11 protein-coding genes and 1 tRNA gene are annotated in these 17,038 nt (G+C 60.1%); 9 read left to right on the top strand and 3 right to left on the bottom strand.

The window, feature by feature from the left end; translation table 11 throughout:
- Nucleotides 1–4,876 (top strand): calcium-binding protein (locus RIB87_RS12220; protein WP_502943251.1); only part of this gene is annotated, 4,876 nt, incomplete at its 5' end.
- Between the two features lie 161 nt (nucleotides 4,877–5,037).
- Here RIB87_RS12220 and RIB87_RS12215 read toward each other — a convergent pair.
- Nucleotides 5,038–5,112 (bottom strand) — tRNA-Val (locus RIB87_RS12215).
- Nucleotides 5,113–5,215: 103 nt separating this feature from the next.
- Nucleotides 5,216–5,575, bottom strand: coding sequence for a cell cycle two-component system response regulator CpdR (gene cpdR / locus RIB87_RS12210; RefSeq protein ID WP_350147023.1), 360 nt, complete (start codon nucleotides 5,573–5,575; stop codon nucleotides 5,216–5,218).
- 324 nt (nucleotides 5,576–5,899) lie between these two features.
- On the opposite strand from cpdR, the gene RIB87_RS12205 reads away from it, so the two are divergent.
- The 8 genes from RIB87_RS12205 (at nucleotide 5,900) to hisN (ending at nucleotide 15,945) form a co-directional block, all read left to right on the top strand.
- Entirely contained in the window at nucleotides 5,900–6,895 is a 996-nt protein-coding gene (locus tag RIB87_RS12205; protein ID WP_350147021.1) for an N-formylglutamate amidohydrolase, read from the top strand.
- A gap of 447 nt (nucleotides 6,896–7,342) precedes the next feature.
- Nucleotides 7,343–8,167, top strand: coding sequence for a lytic transglycosylase domain-containing protein (locus RIB87_RS12200; RefSeq protein WP_350147019.1), 825 nt, complete (start codon nucleotides 7,343–7,345; stop codon nucleotides 8,165–8,167).
- Nucleotides 8,168–8,300: 133 nt separating this feature from the next.
- Nucleotides 8,301–9,866 (top strand): FMN-binding glutamate synthase family protein, encoded by a 1,566-nt coding sequence (locus tag RIB87_RS12195; protein WP_350147017.1) that lies wholly within the window; start codon nucleotides 8,301–8,303, stop codon nucleotides 9,864–9,866.
- A 262-nt stretch (nucleotides 9,867–10,128) separates the two neighbouring features.
- Nucleotides 10,129–11,160 carry a UDP-2,3-diacylglucosamine diphosphatase gene (locus RIB87_RS12190; protein WP_350147015.1) on the top strand — a complete coding sequence of 344 codons (1,032 nt, stop codon included), beginning with the start codon at nucleotides 10,129–10,131 and terminating at the stop codon, nucleotides 11,158–11,160.
- Nucleotides 11,157–12,266, top strand: coding sequence for a glycosyltransferase family 4 protein (locus RIB87_RS12185; protein WP_350147013.1), 1,110 nt, complete (start codon nucleotides 11,157–11,159; stop codon nucleotides 12,264–12,266). The genes RIB87_RS12190 and RIB87_RS12185 overlap by 4 nt, the downstream gene beginning before the upstream one ends.
- Nucleotides 12,267–12,360: 94 nt before the next feature.
- Entirely contained in the window at nucleotides 12,361–13,050 is a 690-nt protein-coding gene (locus RIB87_RS12180; protein ID WP_350147011.1) for a YceI family protein, read from the top strand.
- A 177-nt stretch (nucleotides 13,051–13,227) separates the two neighbouring features.
- Entirely contained in the window at nucleotides 13,228–15,066 is a 1,839-nt protein-coding gene (typA, locus tag RIB87_RS12175; RefSeq protein ID WP_350147009.1) for a translational GTPase TypA, read from the top strand.
- Between the two features lie 60 nt (nucleotides 15,067–15,126).
- Nucleotides 15,127–15,945 carry a histidinol-phosphatase gene (gene hisN, locus RIB87_RS12170; protein ID WP_350147006.1) on the top strand — a complete coding sequence of 273 codons (819 nt, stop codon included), beginning with the start codon at nucleotides 15,127–15,129 and terminating at the stop codon, nucleotides 15,943–15,945.
- A 31-nt stretch (nucleotides 15,946–15,976) separates the two neighbouring features.
- Here the strand turns inward: hisN and RIB87_RS12165 are convergent, their stop codons facing one another.
- Entirely contained in the window at nucleotides 15,977–16,963 is a 987-nt protein-coding gene (locus RIB87_RS12165; RefSeq protein WP_350147004.1) for an alpha/beta fold hydrolase, read from the bottom strand.
- Nucleotides 16,964–17,038: the final 75 nt, after the last annotated feature.

Genomic DNA, 17,038 nt, shown 5'->3' with positions numbered 1-17,038 from the left:
AACCGATGCGGGCGGCCTTGCACGTACCGAGAGCTTCGACATCGCGGTTGGCGATGCAAACGAAGTGGCCACCGACATTGGCCTTGATGGCACGACCGTGGCCGAGAACGATGCCGGAGCCGTTGTCGGCACCATCAGCGTCGTTGATCCCGACGCGGGCGACACCCACACATACACCGTGTCAGACGACCGCTTTGAGGTTGTGGACGGTCAGCTCAAGCTGAAAGATGGCGTGGCGCTGGATCACGAAACAGCAGACTCGATTTCCGTTGACGTAACCGCAACCGATGCGGGCGGCCTTACACGTACCGAGAGCTTCGATATTGCCGTTGGCGATGCAAACGAAGTGGCCACCGACATTGCCCTTGATGGTGCGAGCGTCGTAGAGAATGATACTGGCGCTGTCGTCGGCACCGTTTCAGTCGTTGACCCCGATGCAGGGGATACGCACACCTACGCTGTGTCAGACGACCGCTTCGAGGTTGTGGACGGCGAGCTCAAGCTGAAAGATGGCGTGGCGCTGGACCACGAAACAGCGGACTCGATCTCCGTTGACGTAACCGCAACCGATGCGGACGGCCTTGCACGCACCGAGAGCTTCGACATTGCCGTTGGCGATGCGAATGAGGTTGCGACGGATATTGCGCTTGATGGTGCGAGCGTGGCCGAGAACGATGCCGGAGCCGTTGTCGGCACCATCAGCGTTGTTGATCCCGACGCGGGCGACACCCACACATACACCGTGTCAGACGACCGCTTTGAGGTCGTGGACGGCCAGCTCAAGCTGAAAGATGGCGTGGCTCTGGACCACGAAACAGCAGACTCGATTTCTGTTGACGTCACGGCAACCGATGCAGGCGGCCTTGCACGTACCGAGAGTTTCGATATTTCAGTGGCAGATGCCAACGAAGCTCCGGTCAGCATTACGCTGTCCAACGCCGACTATGTGGCTGCCGACTTCACCGGCCAGGATGGTGACAGGTCCAAGGACAGCATTTCAGAGCGTGGTCTGGAAACCGACTCAGCCGTTGTGACAATCTCGTTCACAACCTCTGATGATGTGTCTGGTGCGCAAACCCTGTTTGAAACAGGTGGCCGTGGAACCGGCCTCAACATTGTGATCGAAGATGGCCAACTCAACGTCTATGCCGGCAGCGGCAACGACCTTGAACTCAGCGTACCCATTGAGGGCGGTACGTCCTACAATATGGCGCTGGAGCTCGACAAAGGCAGCGACACGCTGAAGCTGCTGTTATCTGATGAACTGGCCCCCGGTGACATGACCGAGGACAACAGCCTTGTTGCGTCACAGTCGGACTGGACCGACCGCGACTGGGATGGCGGCGATGGTCTGGGCGTTGGCACTTATCATGGCAGCACACAGGGCAACACGGGCGGTGATTTCCAGGGCACGATTGACGGTCCCGGCGTGCGCGTGTTTGCAGATGCAGACCTTGAATCAATCCGTGCGGAAAGCAGTGCTGATGCCGTCAGCGAAAATGACGCTGGGGCGACAATCGGCAACCTGTCCACCTCGGATCCCGACGCAGGTGACACACACACATACACCGTGTCAGACGACCGCTTCGAGGTTGTGGACGGCCAGCTCAAACTCAAGGACGGCGTGAGCCTCGACCACGAGACAACCGACAGTGTGACCATAGAGGTCACAACAACAGACGCAGGCGGCCTGACGCACACGCAAAGTTTCGACATTGCCGTCAACGATGCCAACGAAGTTGCGACGGATATTTCTCTGGACGGCTCTGCCATTGCAGAGAACGATGCCGGGGCCGTTGTCGGCACTATCAGCGTCGTTGACCCCGACGCGGGTGACACCCACACCTACACCGTGTCTGACGACCGGTTTGAAGTTGTGGACGGCGAACTGAAGCTGAAAGACGGCGTAAGCCTCGACAGCGCGGACGGCAACGTAACCGTTGAGGTCACAGCCACCGACGCAGGCGGGTTGGCACGTACGGAAAGCTTTGACGTCACAGTCAACGACATCAACCAGGTCGCTACAGACATCTCCCTTGATGCAACCACCGTCAGCGAGAATGATGCCGGTGCCGTTGTGGGCAACCTGTCGGTTGTTGATCCCGACGCGGGCGATACACACACCTATGCTGTGTCCGACGACCGCTTTGAGGTCGTGGACGGCCAGTTGAAACTGAAAGATGGCGTGGCGCTGGACCACGAAACAGCGGACTCGATCTCTGTTGACGTAACCGCAACTGATGCAGGCGGCCTTGCACGCACGGAGAGCTTCGACATCGCGGTTGGCGATGCGAATGAGGTTGCGACGGATATTGCGCTTGATGGTGCGAGCGTCGCGGAAAATGATACTGGCGCTGTCGTCGGCACCGTTTCAGTCGTTGATCCCGACGCGGGCGACACCCACACATACACCGTGTCAGACGACCGCTTTGAGGTCGTGGACGGTCAGCTCAAGCTGAAAGATGGCGTGGCGCTGGACCACGAAACGGCGGACTCGATCTCCGTTGACGTCACGGCAACCGATGCGGGCGGCCTGGCCCGCACCGAAAGCTTTGACATTGCCGTTGGCGATGTGGACGAAGTGGCCTCGGCGCCGGACCTCAGCCTGGGCAGCACCAGCCGCGTTATGTTCAGCGAAGACTTTGAAGGCTGGTCCGGGACGGTTGTGGATGAAGGCGGAGACCATTTGGCCGCACAGAATGGCTGGTCATCTGATGGTGTGGCGGAGATCCGCGACACCGGCGCTGATGGCAATGGTTCTGAGGCAGGTTCCGTCCACCATGCCGAACTGAATAACGATCCTACGGACAGCTACGACGATGCGCCAAACCTTGCCCGCACCGTCGATACCGTGGACGAAGGATCCTACACGATCACCTTCGATTTCGCACCGCGCCCCGGCTATGACGCGTCCGTCAATGTCATGGAAGTAGTGTGGGACGGCGAAGTGGTTGCCACCATTTCTGCCGATGGCACCAACGACACAGATCTCAACTGGCAGTCGCACACGCTGACCGTCAGCGGTGACGGCAACCCGGCAGAGATTGAGTTCCGCGAAGCCGGTGTTGATACGGATTACGGCCGCGGCATGATGATCGACAACATCGAGATGGTGGAAACCCTTGATGGTGCAGCCAGTGGTGTTGAAGGCGGCACCATCGTGCTGCCCGACATCAGTGCAACCCTGACCGATACTGACGGGTCTGAAAGCCTGGCTGTCTCCATCAGCGCCATTCCTGAAGGTGCTGTGCTGTCCGATGGCACCAACACCTTCACGGCAACCAGCGGCGACACGGATGTTGATGTCTCCGACTGGAACCTCGACAGCATGACCATCACCACGCCGGACAACTTCACCGGCACGGTTGACCTTCAGGTCACGGCAACCTCGACTGAATCAGAAGGTGGTGCCACGTCGTCCACCACATCAACGCTTCAGGTCCATGTTGCAAACGTCGAAGAAGCCGCAACTGATATGGCGCTGGACAATACGTCCGTGGCGGAAAACGATGCCGGGGCCGTTATTGGCAACCTGTCTGTGACCGACGCCGACGCGGGCGACACACACACCTACACCGTGTCTGATGATCGCTTTGAAGTTGTCGATGGTGCCTTGAAGCTCAAGGACGGTGTAAGCCTCGACCATGAAGCTGCCGACACTGTAAGCGTGGACGTGACAGCCACCGACAGTGCCGGTCTCGCATATACAGAGAGCTTCAGTGTTTCCGTCAGCGATGTGAACGAAACACAGACCTTGTGGAGCGAAAACTTCAACGGCTTGAGCAATGGCACGCAGTCCGACACCGGCAGTACTGCGTGGAGCGTGGATGAAAGCCCGACAAGCCTGGGCTCATCCGCCGAGCATGGCGTGGACAACGGCGCCTATGAGTTTGGCAGAACAACGGCTACGTCCAATGACGACGAGTCGGTCGCAGTGTGGCGCAGCGAGCAGATTGACATTTCCGGCAAGACCGGCCTGACGCTCAGCTTCGATCTGGCGGAAACCGGCGACATGGAAGAGAGCGGCGGCTGGCACGACTTCTTCAAGGCCTACGCTGTTGTGGATGGCGAGCGCACCGAACTGATGGTGCAGGACGGTGATGCGGGCATGTCCGGCACACAGACCTTCACGCTCACCAACATTCCCGAAGGCGACAAGGTCACGATCGAGTTTGAAGCCAAAACGACGGACAGCAGTGAAACCTTCCGGCTGGATAATATGGAACTGACATCTTCCGGTGATAATGGTGCAACACCGCTTGGCGATGCCGGTACCCCGGACGGCTGGACACCTGAAAACGTCATCTATGCCAATGATGACGACAAGGCCAAAGGCGGCGATAGCGATGACCTGCTGGTCGGCAGCTCTGTTGACAACAAGCTGGAAGGCAAAGACGGCGACGATGAGTTGCGTGGCGGCGGTGGCGACGACGAACTCAAGGGCGGCGACGGTAACGACACGCTGTTTGGCGGTGCCGATGACGACAAGCTCAAGGGCGATGACGGCAACGACTACCTTGACGGTGGTTCCGGCAATGACGAACTGGACGGCGGCAAGGGCAATGACGTTCTGCGCGGCGGTGCCGGCAATGACAAAATGGAAGGCAAGGATGGAGACGACACATTCATCTTTGGCTCAGGCGGTGGCTCTGACAAGGCAGATGGCGGCGGCGGCTCATGGACGGACATCATCCGCCTTGAAAACGACGACGGCACATCCATTTCCGGTGACGACTGGACGCTGACCCTCGACGAAGGTTCAATCATCGACAAGGGCGGCGACTCGATCGAGCTGTCAGACGGTGCCCAAGGCATCATCACCCTGTCAGACGGCAGCGAGATAAGCTTCGAAGGCATCGAACGCATCGAATGGTAAGACCCGCCCGATAAACACAACAACGGCGCCGCCTGAAAACCCAGGCAGCGCCGTTTTTGTTTCAGGCACCAAGGCCGCGACCGCAGCCCGGGCGTGTTGCCCGCCCCCCCTTGGAGACGCCGAGCAAAACGAGATTTCCGTGAGTACAAAAAATCCAAAAATGGTGGGCGCGGCTGGGATTGAACCAGCGACCCCTACGATGTCAACGTAGTGCTCTCCCACTGAGCTACGCGCCCGTCACGTCTGCCAATGCTGAAAACAGCAGCGGCGTGTGAGGGCGATCCGTATATCGGGATTGTGTGCGCCGCGCAACCATGCCGCATGGCGCAGGGTTGCAGGTCAGGCAACCAGCAGCCGGTCCACTTCCTGCACCAGTTCACGCAGATGGAACGGCTTGGACAGAACACGTGCGTCTTTGGGCGCTTCTGATTCAGGATTAAGCGCCACAGCGGCAAACCCCGTGATGAACATGATGCGCAGGGTCGGGTCCAGTTCAGCGGCCCGACGGGCCAGCTCGATGCCGTCCATTTCAGGCATCACAATGTCAGTCAGCAACACGTCAAATACGTCGCCGATCAGCTTTTCGTGGGCCAGGTCGCCGCTGCCAAACGAAATGACTTCATGGCCGGCTTTTTCCAGCGCATTGGCGAGAAACCGCCTCATGCTTTCATCATCTTCCGCCAGCAGAATGCGCGCCATGTGTAAAAAGCCCCCGAAAAATCAGCACCCTGAGTGCCTTACCACAGGCGAATCGGCCCTTGAGAACCGCCCCGCCATCCCTCGATTTATAGGAACCAAATGGTAAACGCGGGGTTATCGCTGGTTGGCCCGGCACCCGCTGCAAGCCTTGAATGCGGCCACTTTTACCGATAATTCGCCGCATAATCCGCGCTTCGGCATTAAAAACGCCAGCCCGCGTGCTACATTTGCAAAAGACCGGCGGCTGAAACACCCACTGCTTCGCCCGCGCCTAAGCCTTTGCCAGATTGAGGCGGCACGTACGACTTGAGCCAGGAGCCTTGAATGGCGGGACACACTCCTAAAGCAAACGGCCCCATGGTGCCGGCCTCCAGCCCCTCTGCGCACACCGGAGGCGATGGCGCCAGCGACAATGCTGATGCCCACCGTGACTTCAACCCGCCGTTCACCGTGTCAGCCCCCCAAACCCAGACCGTGCCCTTCGTGCTGAACTCGCCGCACTCAGGTCGCATCTACCCGCCTGCCTTCCTCTCGGCCTCGCGGCTGGACGCACTGGCGATCCGCCGCTCGGAGGACAGTTTCGTGGACGAGGTTTTTGGCGGCAGCCCGCGCCTGGGAGCGCCATTGCTGCAGGCCAACTTTCCGCGCGCCTATCTTGATACAAACCGCGAGCCGTATGAGCTTGACCCCACCATGTTTCATGATGCGCTGCCACCGCACGCCAACACGCGCTCGGTGCGCGTTGCGGGCGGTTTGGGCACGATCGCGCGGGTGGTGGCTGACTCGACTGAAATCTATCGTTCGCCCCTGAGCTATGCGGAAGCCGACCACCGCATCCGTACGCTCTACATGCCCTACCACCAGACCCTGTCTGACCTGCTGGAGGATACGTTCCGGCGCTTTGGCTGTGCTGTGCTGCTGGACTGCCACTCCATGCCCTCCATGGCCGGACCGATGGAGGATGATCTGAGCGGCACCCGCGCCGACATCGTGCTGGGCGACCGCTATGGCATATCAGCCTCCCCGGCGCTGACTGACGCCGCTGAACGCATTTTGCGTGATCTTGGATATTCGGTTGTGCGCAACACGCCCTATGCAGGGGGGTTCAATACAGAGCATTACGGCAGGCCCGCGCAGGGCCTTCATGCCCTGCAGATTGAACTCAATCGCGCGCTATACATGGATGAAGTGCGGGTGACCCGGTCGGACGGCCTCAAGCGCCTGCGCCACGACATGAGCGAGTTTGTGGCCCGCCTGGCGCTCATGGATCGCGCCTTCCTGGCTCCAACCGCACCGCCCGGCGCCCTGTCAGCCGAATAGATCCGGCCAGCCCGCGCGTTGGCATCTTCTGAAACGCCAAAACCTGAAACGGCGAAACCTGAAACGGCAAAAAAAGAGGCCGTCTGGTAAAAACCAGACGGCCCAAGTTCAGGGAGGAAACGCCCAGGAAGGGCAGCGGCACCGCAGGCTGGACAGCTTGCTATGCCGCATTGCAACAATTTGGCATTGCGCCGCACAAACTTCAAGGACAATCGGGAAAATCTCTTGGCATAACAGTGCATGGGAGGTGTGCGGAGCTGCATCTCTGGTGCAATTCTCACAAGCCATTGATTGCACTGCACAATTCCCCGGACCCTCCGGCGGGCGCACCGGCGACTTCATGGTAAGGGGCCATTAACCCTTTGAGCAGCATTGTGAAACGGCAATTTTGCATCCTGCTGCCTGTATGGGTGGCAAACCGCAGAGGTCAGCGCGATGACACGCGGCATGAAATCGACGCCCAACGGCCTTGCACATGGTCTGCGCCTGTTTGCCGGCGCGGTCATGGTCGGAGTGTTTGCCTTAGCCGTCGCTTATCCTGCCGCTTCAGCCCCCGTTACCAACGCCGCAGCGCCCCCCCACACTGATTGGCATATGTGCCGTACCGCCGCCCAGAAGGTGGAGCGCGCGCGCGATATGCCCCATGCCCTGTTGCAGGCCATTTCGCTGGTCGAGACAGGCCGTCGCGGTCCTGAGGGTCGCCACACGGCATGGCCGTGGACCATCAATGCTGAAGGCAAGGGCATGAGGTTTGCCACCAAACAAGATGCCATCTGGGCCGTTCGCCGGTTGATGGCTGACGGGGTGCGCTCCATAGATGTGGGATGTATGCAGATAAACCTGCGCTTCCACCCGCGCGCCTTCACCAGCCTTGACGAAGCCTTCGACCCTGCCGCCAACATGGCCTATGCCGCTTCGTTTCTGCAAAACCTCAAAGACAGGCACGGCAACTGGCGGGCCGCAAGCGCGCGCTACCACAGCTACAATCCCGCCCTGCGGGAAAAATATTCCGCGCGGGTGGACAAGATACTGACGCGCGAGCGCAAGGTGCTTGCGAGCCTTGGTACGGTTCGCGCGCCTCTTCCATCAGCCGCCGAAGAAGAAGGCGACCCGATCACAACCGCATCGATAACGCCGGTGGCTGATCTTGGGCTACGACCCACGTTGGTTCCCGGTCTGCGCCGCGGTCTTGATATGCCGGAAACGCCTAAGCCAAAGCGCAATGCAATCAGTCCCGCGTCTGAAACGTCACGGCAAATTGCAGCACGCTGAAACGGCGTTCACAAAGACATGGCATCATCGTGTTATCGCGTGAGCCATCCAGTACCCTAGTATCACTTGTGTATCGTGCCATCAGCGCCGCCAGGGTCAGTGGCACTCATGACCGTCACCGGGGACATCACGAATGAACGACATCATCGCTGCCATGCAGGTTTCATCCGTTACAGATGTGGTGGACATTCTGTCCGCCCTGTTTGTGTTTGCCATCGGCGCGGGTTTTTTGACGGTGCTGGTGCTCTATGTCATTGATCGCACGCAGACCACCCACGCCATCCGCCGCAACTACCCGGTGATCGGCCGACTGCGCTATGTCGCTGAAGATCTTGGCAAATATTTCCGCCAGTACTTCTTTGCAGACGACCGCTCGGAATTGCCGTTCAACCGGGCCCAGCGGGCATGGGTCTATCGCGCCGCCAAGGGCGTGGACACAACAGTGCCCTTTGGCTCCACCCGCGACCTCAGCCATGTGGGCACCAAGATTTTCGTGAACTGCCCGTTCCCCCAGCTTGGCGAGGACAGCGAGGCACCCGCAGGCGTTACCGTGGGGCCCTACTGCCGCACGCCCTACACCACGGACAAATATTTTCATGTATCCGGCATGAGCTACGGCGCCATTTCAAAACCCGCTGTACAAGCGCTGTCGCGCGGGGCTGCGCGGGCCGGAATCTGGATGAACACCGGCGAAGGCGGCTTGTCGCCGTTTCACCTTGAAGGCGGCTGCGACATTGTTTTTCAGATCGGCACTGCAAAATATGGTGTGCGCAACGAGCAAGGTGGATTGTCGGAAGAAAAACTCCGCGACGTCGCATCGCATGAAAAAGTGCGGATGTTCGAGATCAAGCTCAGCCAGGGTGCCAAGCCAGGCAAGGGCGGCATTCTGCCTGCCGAAAAGGTCTCGCGCGAAATCGCAGAGATTCGCGGCATCAAGCAGGGTCAGGATTCCATCAGCCCCAACCGTCATCCGGAGGTAAACTCGGTCGGCGAGTTGCTTGACTTCATCGAGCGTGTGCGCAGCATCACCGGCAAACCGACCGGTATCAAACTGGTGCTGGGGGCTTATGGCTGGCTGTCCGGGCTGTGCGAGGAAATCAACCGGCGCGGCATTGAAAGTGCGCCGGATTTCATCACCCTGGATAGCGCTGACGGCGGCACCGGTGCTGCGCCACAACCATTGATCGACTATATGGGGCTGCAAATACAGGAAAGCCTGCCGACGCTGGTGGACGCCTTGCTGGTGCATGGTCTGCGCGACCGCATCAAGGTCATATCATCGGGCAAGCTCACCACTCCCTCTGGCGTCGCCTGGGCATTGTGCGCCGGAGCGGACTTCATAACATCCGCGCGCGGCTTCATGTTTGCTCTGGGCTGCATTCAGGCACTCCAGTGCAACACAAACGAGTGCCCGTCAGGCGTGGCTACCCACAAGAAGCACCTGCAGCGCGGCCTCGTGGCCACCGACAAAGCCGAGCGTGTCTATCGCTACGCCACCACAATGCACAAGGAAGTGGGTACGGTTGCCCACTCATGTGGAGTGGATGATCCGCGTATGCTCAAGCGCCATCACTGTCGCATCATGGGGGCCAACAGCCGCACAATCGGCCTGCATGAAATGTACCCTCCCGGCGGCAGCTTCGCACCCGCCCGCGACCGGACGGATACCATCACCGACGGCAGCGTCGCCGCGCAATAACGTCCCGTCAGCGCAGACATACCACTCGGTCACAGGCACCTTGTGCACCCCGTGCGCCATCCCTTGCGGATTTAACGTCCGCATACAAATGGTTCATCGAGTCGTCACAGATCTTTCAAGCTGCATCGCAATAGTCCGCGCAAGTCGCTGCCGACGTATTTGATTCGCCTCCCCGGCCAAGCAACGCCGTTTGCAGATGAACAGGCCAAAGCGCGTGCGGTTACGCCCGCGCCTTCCCGTCAAAGGACACGCGGCAGCAACCATGTCTATGGCCCACGCAACCCTGATGCAGAAAGTGGCGCGCTACGCCCGCGATGCGGATACGGGCGACGACAGCCTTCCGGATGCCGGCGGGCCAAAGCCCCGGTCATTCCGCAAGCGTCTGGCGCTGTTCAGCATGGGCCGCAAAGGCCGCAAGCGTGTCAAACGCGGCCACCTGATTGTCCGCAAACCAACCCGCCACCGCACTTTGTTTATCTCCGACACCCATCTGGGCACGCCGGGCTGCAAGGCTGAGTTGCTGGCTGATTTTTTGCGCCACAATGAGGCGCAGACGCTCTATCTGGTGGGCGACATCATTGACGGGTGGCGCATCAGGCGCGCGTGGTACTGGAACGATGCCCACAATCACGTCATTCAGGAAATATTGCGCAAGGCCCGCAAGGGCACCCGCGTCATCTATGTGCCCGGCAATCATGATGAAGCGCTGCGTGACTATGTCGGCGTGACACTGGCCGGAGTGGAAGTCATCAATGAAGACATTCACCGCGCCGCCGACGGCAAGTCATATCTGGTGCTGCACGGTGATCAGTTTGACGGCGTCGTACGCTATGCCAAATGGCTGGCCCATGCAGGTGACCGTGCCTACAACTTCGCGCTTGCCTGCTCCAGTGCCCTGCACAGTATCCGCCGTGCCCTTGGCCTGTCTTACTGGTCGCTGTCGGGATACCTCAAACACAAGGTGAAAAACGCCGTCGAATACATTTCGAAATATGAAGACGCCGTTGCCCGCGAAGCCCGCGACCGCGGCGTTGACGGTGTGGTGTGCGGCCACATCCACCATGCGGAGATACGCGAGATGGATGGCGTCATTTACATGAATGACGGCGACTGGGTGGAAAGCTGCACGGCGCTGGCCGAGGACGATGCAGGGAACTTCACTGTTCTTCACTGGACACGGTTTGCAGCGGACGTGGAGGCCGAACGCGCCGCACTGCAAGCGCGCCCGTCATGCGCTGACGCAGCGCCTGTTACCAAAACAGCCGACACCGAAGCGGCAAGCACCGCCGCATGACTTTCCTCCAGACCATCGAGCATGGTGCAAGTTCCGCCTGCGGGGCGCCGCAGCGTGTTCTCATTATAACCGACGCCTGGGATCCGCAGGTGAACGGTGTGGTGCGTTCTCTGCAACAGCTTGGCGGCGAACTGTGCAACATGGGCCACACAGTCCGCTATGTCACACCGCAAGACTTCAAAACGGTTCCCGCGCCAACCTATCCGGAGATCAGGCTGTCTCTTTGGCCACTGACATGGATGCGCAGAACGGTGAAAGAATTTGCCCCCAGTGCCATTCATATTGCCACCGAAGGGCCGCTGGGGCTTGTGGCGCGAAACTATTGCGTGCGCAACGGCCTGCCGTTTTCAACATCGTTCCACACCCGCTTTCCCGAATACATCAAGGCCCGCTTCGGCATACCGGTGTCGTTCGGCTACCATTTCCTGCGCTGGTTCCATGGGCCGGCCACAACCATGATGGTGGCCACACGTTCGTTGCAGGACGAAATGAAGGCGCGGCATTTTCCCTCCACAGCGCTTTGGTCACGGGGTGTTGATACTGAATTGTTCCGCCCGCGCCCTGACCTGAGGTCGGCTGATTTTCTTGGCCTGCCGCGCCCGATCTGGCTCTATGTCGGGCGCGTCGCGGTTGAAAAAAATATCGAGGCGTTTTTGGAACTCGACCTGCCCGGCTCAAAACTCGTGGTGGGCAGCGGCCCGCAGCTTGATGCGTTGCGCCGGAAATATACCCAGGCGCATTTTGTCGGCCCCCGGTTCGGCGAGGAGCTGGCCGAGCACTATGCCGCCAGCGACTGTTTCGTGTTTCCCAGCAAAACCGACACATTCGGCCTTGTGACGCTGGAAGCACTGGCATCCGGCACACCGGTAGCCGCCTACCCCGTTCAGGGGCCAAAGGATGTCATCGGCGATGCGCCTGTTGGCTGCTTGCGGGATGACCTGGCCAGCGCGGCACGCACGGCCGTTACCATTTCACCGCAATGTGCCCGCTCTTTTGCGCTGGACTACTCGTGGGAAGCCTGCGCGCGGCAGTTTGTTTCCAACCTCGCCATCCAGCGCACCTCTGAGCCTACCGGTCGTGCCCGGCCGCGCCTGCTGCACCGCTAGCAATCCGCACTCGCCGGTTTCGCTGGCAACCACGCGCCGCCGTGCTAGGCTGATCCGTGACAGACACCCGTTGTGTATTCAGGGAGACGTATCCATGACACGCCACCATGCGCGCGCCAAAGCAGCGCAGAACGACACTCGCACCCGCACCGCCATCATGACTGCGACCGCCATTCTAGCTGCCATCGCCTTGTTGTGGGCAGCGTTTGCATCCCCGGCCTTTGCGCAGGACGCTGATGCGGTTGCTGAAAGTGGCACCTTCACCATTGACGAAAGCCATGTGCACGCGGCCTTCAAGGTCAGCCATCTTGGCTTCTCCGACACCATCGGCGGTTTTGATAAAATCTCCGGCTCGTTCACGCTGAACGCGGAAGATCTGGCCGCCAGCAGTGTCTCCGTCACCATCGACACAGCCAGCATCGACAGCGGCTGGGATGCGCGCGACGAGCACCTGCGCGGTGACGACTTCTTCAAAACCGAAGAGTTTCCTGAAATGACCTTTGTCTCCACCAGCGTTGAGCCGACCGGCGAGATGTCCGCCACGGTTACCGGCGACCTCACCCTGCTGGGCCAGACCCATCCGGTGACCCTCGACGTAACGTTCAACCAGGCGGGGGCTCACCCGTTTTCTGGCAAATATGTTGCCGGATTTTCAGCGTCCGGCACGCTGGATCGCACGCAATGGGGCATGGAGTACGGGGTTCCGGCCATCGGCAAGGACATTGACCTGATGATTCAGGTTGAAGGCATCCGCGAGGAAGCCGATGCCGCCGAAGAAGGCTGATACGGAAAAAACCGGCTAAAGTGTTGCGCCGCAACATTTTCTCGACATAGCGCGCGCCAAAGCCTATACCGGCGCCAGCAACGTCCTCATAAGAAGGGCGCGGAAATGGGGACATCCCGATTCCGCGCCCTTCTTGCATGGGCGCACATATGATTTAACCCACGAAAGACCACCCCTATGCCCGCTCAGGAACGCCGCAATATTGCGATTATCGCCCACGTTGACCACGGCAAGACCACCATGGTGGACAAGCTGTTTCAGGCCTCCGGCGTGTTCCGGGAAGGCCAGGAAGTGGAAGACCGCGCGATGGATTCGGGCGATCTGGAGCGCGAGCGCGGCATTACCATTTCAGCCAAGGTAGCCAGCTTCGAGTGGAAAGGCGTTCGCATCAACCTGGTGGATACGCCCGGCCACGCCGACTTTGGCGGCGAAGTCGAGCGCATTCTCTCCATGGTGGACGGCGTGCTGTTGCTGGTGGACGCCGCCGAAGGCGCCATGCCGCAAACCAAGTTTGTGACCATGAAGGCACTTGCGCTGGGCCTGCGCCCGGTCGTGGTCATCAACAAGATGGACCGCAAGGATGCGCGCGCCGACTACGTGCATGAAGCAGTGTTTGACCTGTTCGCAAACCTTGAAGCCAGCGACGAGCAACTGGACTTTCCCGTACTTTATGCGTCCGCCCGCGAAGGCTGGGCGTCAGCCACAGAGGCCACCAGCGGCGAGAACATGGACGCGCTGCTGGATGCCATCATTGAGCATGTGCCCGCCCCCGTTGACCTTGGCAACACCGACGCGCCGTTTGAACTGCTAGCAACCGGCATTGAATCCGACCCGTTCCTTGGTCGCCTGCTGTCAGGCCGCATCAAGGCGGGCACTATCAAACCCAACATGCAGATCAAGGTCTTGACCCGCAACGGCAAGGAGCGGGAACGCGGCCGCGTCACCAAGGTGCTGGCGTTCCGTGGCCCGCTGCGTGAAGCGGTGGACAGCGCTGAACCCGGTGACATTGTTGCCATTGCCGGCCTCAAGAACGCCACCGTGTCAGACACCCTGTGCGATGTCTCCATTACCGAAGCGCTTGATTCAAAGCCCGTTGATCCGCCTACCCTCGCCATAACCATGATGGTGAACGACAGCCCGCTGGCAGGTCGCGAAGGCTCAAAGGTGCAAAGCCGCGTCATCCGCGAACGGTTGCTGCGTGAAGCCGAAGGCAATGTGGCCATCAAAATCACCGAAGTCCCCGGCGGCGACGCCTACGAGGTGGCCGGTCGGGGCGAGTTGCAGCTTGGCATTCTGATCGAGACCATGCGCCGCGAAGGCTTTGAGGTATCCATCTCCCGTCCACGCGTGTTGATGCGCGAGGACGAGAACGGCAAAAAGATTGAGCCTGCCGAAGAAGTTCAGATTGATGTGGACGAGGAATACAGCGGCGTTGTCATCGACAAGCTGACCCAGCGCAAGGCCGAGTTGATGGGCATGGTGCCGTCGGGCGCCGGCAAGACGCGCCTCACATTCATCTGCCCGGCCCGCTCGCTCATTGGCTATCAGGGCGAGTTCATGACCGACACGCGCGGCACCGGCATCATGTCCCGCATCTTCCATGGCTGGGTGCCTTACGTGGGCGAGATTGGCGGACGCCACCATGGCGTCCTCATCGCCAACAGTGATGGCGAAGCGGTGGCCTATGCCCTGTGGAACCTCGAAGACCGCGGCTCGCTGTTCATTACGCCGGGCACCAAGGTCTATCGCGGCATGATTATCGGCGCCAATTCGCGGCCCGACGATCTGGAGGTGAACCCGCTCAAAGGCAAGCAGCTCACCAACATCCGCACCACCTCGCGCGATGAAGCCGTGAAGCTCACAACCGTGCAACCGATGGCGCTGGAACAGGCTATATCCTACATCGGCGACGACGAGCTGGTGGAAATAACCCCGCAGAACATACGTCTGCGCAAGCGCTACCTGGACCCCAATGAGCGCAAGCGTAACCGCAGCGCCGCTGCTGCGGCACAGTAAGCCAAGGCAGCTTTTCGATTAGTGCTTGTCGCCTCGACCTGAGGACGATACCCAAGACGCATGAATGAGAACCTGCATGAGCTTGAGGCCTTCATCCACACGCTGGCGGATGCGTCGGGCGCGGCCATCATGCCGTATTTCCGCACCCGCCTTGAGGTGGAGGACAAACGCTCCCACGGCCAGTTTGATCCGGTAACGCAAGGCGATCGGGCGGGAGAACGCGCGATCCGCGATCTGATTGGCGCGACCTATCCAGCCCACGGTATTCTGGGCGAAGAGTTAGGCGCGAAGGATGGTGCGTCGCAGGTGTCATGGATCATTGACCCGATCGACGGCACCCGCGCGTTCATGTCGGGATTGCCAACCTGGGGCACGCTCATCGGAGCCATGCATGATGGCGTGCCCGTCGTGGGTGTGATGGACCAGCCCTATACCGGCGAACGTTTTGTTGGCGGCCCCTCAGGCGCAAAGTTCATCACCCGCGATGGCGAACAGCCGATGTCTGTCCGCTCGTGCGCAGGCCTCAAGGATGCCGTGATGGCCGCAACGGACCCGCGCATGTTCGGCATGTCACCTCAAAAGGAAGTCTTTGCCGCACTGGCCGCCGACATCAAGCTGCTGCGCTATGGCGGTGACTGCTACAACTACGCCATGGTGGCGCTGGGCCAGATTGACCTTGTGGTGGAGGCCTACAACCAGCCCTACGATATTTTGCCGCTTGTGCCGGTTATTGAAGCCGCAGGCGGCATTGTCAGCGACTGGGCCGGACGCCCCCTGCGGTCAGGCGCGGACTTTGATCGCTCCGGCGGCATGACACTGGCTGCGGGCGACAGGCGCGTTCATCAAGCTGCTGTCGCGCACCTGTCACTTGCAGGCTAGTGGCAGGCTAGTGGCAGGCTGACGGAGCACGCTACCTGTCCACGCCGACGAACGCATCAAATGCCTCCCAGAACGGTTTTTGAATGTCGTCACGCTCCATCAAAATCTCGTGCTTCGCGCCTTCACACAAAATATAGCGCCCGTTGGCCAGACGCTTTGCATACGCCTCTACGTCACGGGGCCGTATCAGCCCGTCGCGGCTGGCGCCTGCGAACAATACCGGGGTTGTGATTGCGTCAGTACACTGGTCTGACTGCAAAAAATCCATGCTTTCAATCGCTGCGCCGCCCCACCCCAGCGTCGGCGTCGCCAGCCGCAAGTCAGGCTTGGCCGCTACAATGGCATTCTGGCGTGCAAACCGTTGCGGGTCCGACGTCACCAGATTGCCCTCGAACGGATCACTGCCGGTGGCCTTGTCGTCACTGCCGCCGGGCAGATAGCGTTTACCCAGTCCCACAGCGATACCGATAAAACTGAGCAGCCGCATGGCCAGCATCGCGCGCGCACTGATGGCAAGATCAACCATCGGCGCTGACAGCACCATGCGCCCGATCCTTGGCAGCCCCTGCGCAATCGCCGCGCGCGTGTCTGCCAGATAAAGCCAGCGCAGCGCGATGTGTCCGCCCATGGAGTGCGCCAGCCCGATCAGCGGTGCAGGCAAATTGCGCGCCGCAACCTGTTTGAGGAACAGTGCAAAGTCACGGTCAAAATCAGAAAAGCGGTCCGCATGGCCCCGCAACGGATTGTCCGTCTCGCGCACCGACATGCCTTGTCCGCGCCAGTCGAGGGTGGCAACCGCGAAACCACGCTCCCGCAGCATGGTTACAGTCTCAAAATACTTCTCGATGAACTCGGTGCGCCCGCTCAGCAGCACTACCGTTCCCTCAGGCGTGTCCGCAGTCGCAGGCCACACGGCGCCTCTCAACCGACCGCCATCAAAACCGTCAAACCAGAACGCTTCCCCGCCATCCGGCACCGGGTTTTGTGAAATATCAATAAGCGGCGCAGGTGACGACACGGGCGGACTATCCTTCCTGGGTGGCTAACAACGCAAAACAAGGCTTGTATGGATTTACAACCGGTGGGCCTACAC

It is taken from the genome of Pyruvatibacter sp., from assembly GCF_040219635.1.
Classification (GTDB): Bacteria; Pseudomonadota; Alphaproteobacteria; order CGMCC-115125; family CGMCC-115125; genus Pyruvatibacter.
This window is presented reverse-complemented; position numbering and strand designations above follow the sequence as displayed.